General features: G+C 63.8%; 4 protein-coding genes. 3 read left to right on the top strand and 1 reads right to left on the bottom strand.

Going from position 1 to position 4,049, the window contains the following annotated elements; translation table 11 throughout:
- Positions 1–69: 69 nt before the first annotated feature.
- A complete protein-coding gene (locus tag AC07SU_RS14205) occupies positions 70–957 on the bottom strand; it encodes a LysR family transcriptional regulator (RefSeq protein ID WP_494997366.1) in 888 nt (295 codons plus the stop codon).
- A gap of 111 nt (positions 958–1,068) precedes the next feature.
- Here AC07SU_RS14205 and AC07SU_RS14210 point away from each other — a divergent pair, with 111 nt between their 5' ends.
- Genes AC07SU_RS14210 through AC07SU_RS14220 form a run of 3 tightly spaced genes read left to right on the top strand, consistent with a single transcriptional unit; the run spans position 1,069 to position 4,002 of the window.
- Entirely contained in the window at positions 1,069–2,361 is a 1,293-nt protein-coding gene (locus AC07SU_RS14210) for a CitMHS family transporter (protein ID WP_494997367.1), read from the top strand.
- Between the two features lies 1 nt (position 2,362).
- A complete protein-coding gene (locus tag AC07SU_RS14215; protein WP_494997368.1) occupies positions 2,363–3,688 on the top strand; it encodes an acyclic terpene utilization AtuA family protein in 1,326 nt (441 codons plus the stop codon).
- On the top strand, positions 3,685–4,002 hold the full coding sequence (locus AC07SU_RS14220; RefSeq protein WP_494997369.1) for an AtuA-related protein: 318 nt from the start codon (positions 3,685–3,687) through the stop codon (positions 4,000–4,002). The genes AC07SU_RS14215 and AC07SU_RS14220 overlap by 4 nt, the downstream gene beginning before the upstream one ends.
- Positions 4,003–4,049 lie beyond the last annotated feature (47 nt).

Genomic DNA, 4,049 nt, shown 5'->3' on the forward strand with positions numbered 1-4,049 from the left:
CCCCCCCCCCCCCCCCCCCCCCCCCCCCCCCCCCCCCCCCCCCCCCCCCCCCCCCCCCCCCCCGGGCTCCTACAGGGATTGCAACTGCGTATTGAGCAGTTCGAAGCAGCGCTGGGCGGCAGGGCTCAAGCCCATCCCGCTGCGAGTGATCAAGCCAATCTCCCGGTTGACGCCGGGGTGATCGATGGGGATGCGCTTCAACCCTTCCAGGCTGTCCGCCGCCGACTCCGGCAGTACGCTGATCCCCAATCCCTGACGCACCAGGGCCAACACCGTCGACATGTAGTTGGCTTCCATGCCTGCATTCATCGTCAACCGCGTCTCATCGAACAACCCGTCCACCTGCTCACGCACGCTGCTGTCGCGCCCGGTCAGGATGATCGGCTGGTCCGCCAGTTGCTCAAGGGTCAGTTGGCGGTGGCGGGTGAGGGGGTGGTCCTCAGGCACAAATGCACACAGGCGATCATTGAGCACCGGCACGAACTCCAGGCCGTGGCTGAGCCGTGCGCGCACGCCAATGCCGAAATCCACTTCGCCGGACCGCACCTGGGCGTGAATGCGGTGGGCCACCAGGTCATGCAGGCGCACTTCGATCCCGGCAAAACGCTCGCGGAACAGGCGCAGCGCGGGTGGCAAGGTGCCGGCGCACACCGAGGGCAGGGCGGCAATGGTGACCACGCCTCGGCGCAAGGCGGCGAGGTCGCGGGAGCCGGTAACGATGTTGTCCAGGTCCAGCAGCAGTTTTTCCATGGGCCCACGGGCGTCCAGGCCAGCGGCGGTGATGCTGACATGGCGCGGGCTGCGGTCGAGCAGGGCAACGCCGAGCCAGTCTTCCAGCTGTTGCACCTGCACGGTCAGCGCCGAAGGTGACAGGTGCAGTTCGTTGGCGGCCTTGGTGAAACTGCCCGTACGGGCTACGGCTAGGAACGCTTGAATGTGTTGGATGCTGTTCTTCATTTTGTTTTTCCGAACACTAGGCTGTGAATATTCCAATTTACAAAGACTAACCCGCTTCCAATACTCCAGGGAAAACAATAACCGGCCACCAAGGCCGCTCTGGAGTACCCCATGCTCGCAACCCTGGGTGTCATCACCATCCTGTGCCTGCTCGCTGCCGTCATGAGCAAACGCCTCTCGCCCCTGGTGGCCCTGATCGCCTTGCCGATCATTGCCGCGCTGCTCGGCGGTTTTGGCCTGCAAACCAGCGCCTTCATCATTACCGGTATCAAGAACGTCGCCCCCGTGGTGGGCATGTTCGTGTTTGCCATCCTGTTTTTCGGGATCATGACCGATGCCGGCATGCTTGACCCCATCATTGATCGCATCCTGCGCACGGTAGGGACGCGTCCTACACGAATTGTCGTAGGCACCGCGACCCTGGCGTTGCTGGTGCACCTGGACGGTTCCGGCGCAGTGACCTTCCTGGTCACGGTGCCGGCAATGTTGCCGCTGTATACGCGGCTGGGCATCGACAAACGTATCCTCGCCTGTGTGTGTGCGATGGCGGCCGGGGTCAACTTCCTGCCGTGGACCGGCCCGGTGCTGCGCTCTTCGGCGGCCCTGCATGTGCCGGTGGCTGACTTGTTCCAGCCATTGATTCCGGTGCAGATCGTCGGTTTGATCTTCGTATTTGCCTGCGCCTGGTGGCTGGGGCGTCGTGAGGAAAAACGCCTGGGTCTGGGTGCCGGATCCTCGGTGGACGCGGTGCCACAACGGGTGCTCAGCGACGATGACATCAAGCTGCGCCGCCCGCACCTGTTCTGGGTCAACCTGGTGCTGACCGTGCTGGTGATGGTGGTGATGATCGCCGGCTGGGTCGATCCGGTGGTGATGTTCATGCTCGGCACCGTGGTGGCGCTGTGCATCAACTACCCAAATGTGGACGCCCAGCGTGCGCGCATCGATGCCCATGCGAAAACCGCCTTGACCATGGCCAGCATCCTGCTCGCCGCTGGGGTGTTCACCGGCATCATGCAGGGCACCGGCATGCTCAAGGCGATTGCCGAAGTGGCGGTGGCGCAGATCCCGGCCGGCCATGGCAAGTTGATCCCGGCGGTGGTGGGTTTTATTTCCATGCCGCTGAGCATGCTGTTCGATCCCGATTCCTACTATTTCGGCGTGATGCCGGTGATTGCCGAAGTGGGCAAGGCCCTTGGCGTCGACCCGTTGCAAGTGGCCCAGGCCTCTTTGCTGGGCGTGCACACCACCGGTTTCCCGGTCAGCCCGCTGACCCCCGCGACCTTCCTGTTGGTGGGCCTGTGCAAGATCGAATTGGCCGATCACCAGCGCTTCACCATTCCGTTTCTGTTTGCCGCGTCGGTGTTGATGACCCTGACCGCGTTGCTCCTGGGAGTGATTTGACATGAAAACCTTGCGCATCGGTTCCGGCGCCGGCTATTCCGGCGACCGTATCGAGCCCGCCGTGGAACTGGCCGAGCAGGGCGACCTGGATTACCTGGTGTTCGAATGCCTGGCCGAACGCACCATTGCGTTGGCGCAACAGGCGCGGATCAACGACCCAGCGGGCGGTTACGACCCGCTGCTGAGTGAACGCATGCGCCGCGTACTGCCCTTTGTCGGCATGAAGGCAGGGCGCCGACGCTTGCGGGTGATCACCAATATGGGCGCGGCCAACCCGGTGGCGGCAGCCGATGAAGTGCGGCGGATTGCGGCTGCGCTAGGCCTGGTTCTCAAAGTAGTTGCCGTGGTCGGCGATGACGTATTGCAGGTCTTGCAACCCGAGTTTTTGCTGGATAACGGCCAGACCGTCGGCTCCTTGGGCGAGCGGCTACTTTCGGCGAACGCCTACCTGGGCGTCGACGGCATTCTGCAGGCGTTGCACGCTGACGCAGACGTGGTGATCACCGGTCGCGTGGCTGACCCTTCGCTGTTCCTGGCACCGCAGATGTTTGAATTCGGCTGGGCGCAGGACGATTGGCAGCGCCTGGGGCGCGGTACGCTGGTGGGGCATTTGCTTGAGTGTGCCGGGCAGGTGAGTGGTGGCTACTTTGCTGACCCGGGTTTGAAGGATGTGGATGACCTGGCGCGCCTGGGTTTTCCGTTGGCCGAGATCACTGCAGGCGGTGAAGCCTTGATCACCAAGGTCAGCGGTTCAGGTGGTCGCGTCAGCCGCGCTACGTGTACCGAGCAATTGATCTACGAGGTGCATGACCCGGCGGCGTACCTGACGCCGGATGTGACGGCGGATTTTTCCCAGGTCGGTTTTGTTGAAGAAAGCGTTGATCGGGTGCGTGCCCAGGGCGCGGGCGGACGTGCGCGGCCCGAGCAGTTGAAGGTCAGTGTCGGTTATCTGGACGGTTGGATTGGCGAGGGGCAGATGTCGTACGGCGGGCCTGGTGCTGTGGCACGGGCGCAGCTGGCGCGGGATGTGGTGCTCAAGCGCCTGGAATTGATGGGTGTGAAGATGCTGGACGTGCGCGCCGAACTGATTGGCATGGACTCGCTGCACGGCCCGCGCAGCACGGTCGAGCCCTGGGAAGTGCGCCTGCGCGTAGCGGCCCGTTGTGAAGCGCGCAGCGAGGCGGTGCGGGTCGGCAATGAGGTGGAAACCCTCTACACCAACGGCCCGTCGGGTGGCGGTGGGGCGAGTAAAAGCGTGCGGCAGGTGGTGGCGGTGGCGTCGTTGCTGCTGCCGCGCGATAAGGTCAACCCGAGGATTCAAGCATGAAACTGCACACGCTGGCCCATTCCCGCACCGGGGACAAGGGCGATACGTCGAACATCTCGATCATTGCGTACCGGGCCGAAGATTATCCATTGCTGTGTGAGCAGCTGACGGCCGAGCGCGTGGCCGAGTACTTCGCGGGCTTGCGGGAGCCAGGGGCGGCGCCGGTACGACGGTATGAATTGCCGAATGTGCAGGCGTTGAACTTCGTGCTGCCGGGGATTTTGCGTGGCGGGGTGACGCGTTCGCTGGCGCTGGATGCCCATGGCAAGTGCCTGGGTTCGGCACTCTTGGACCTGGATCTCAACGACCTGTAGGAGCCCGGCTTGCCGGCGATGGCGTCCTTGAGAACGCTATCGCCGGC

The organism is Pseudomonas sp. GW821-FHT05H12 (genome assembly GCF_059419385.1).

Coding starts and splice junctions, on each gene's coding strand:
- AC07SU_RS14205 (WP_494997366.1), bottom strand. CDS start 957: ATGAAGAACAGCATCCAACACATTCAAGCGTTCCTAGCCGTAGCCCGT.
- AC07SU_RS14210 (WP_494997367.1), top strand. CDS start 1,069: ATGCTCGCAACCCTGGGTGTCATCACCATCCTGTGCCTGCTCGCTGCC.
- AC07SU_RS14215 (WP_494997368.1), top strand. CDS start 2,363: ATGAAAACCTTGCGCATCGGTTCCGGCGCCGGCTATTCCGGCGACCGT.
- AC07SU_RS14220 (WP_494997369.1), top strand. CDS start 3,685: ATGAAACTGCACACGCTGGCCCATTCCCGCACCGGGGACAAGGGCGAT.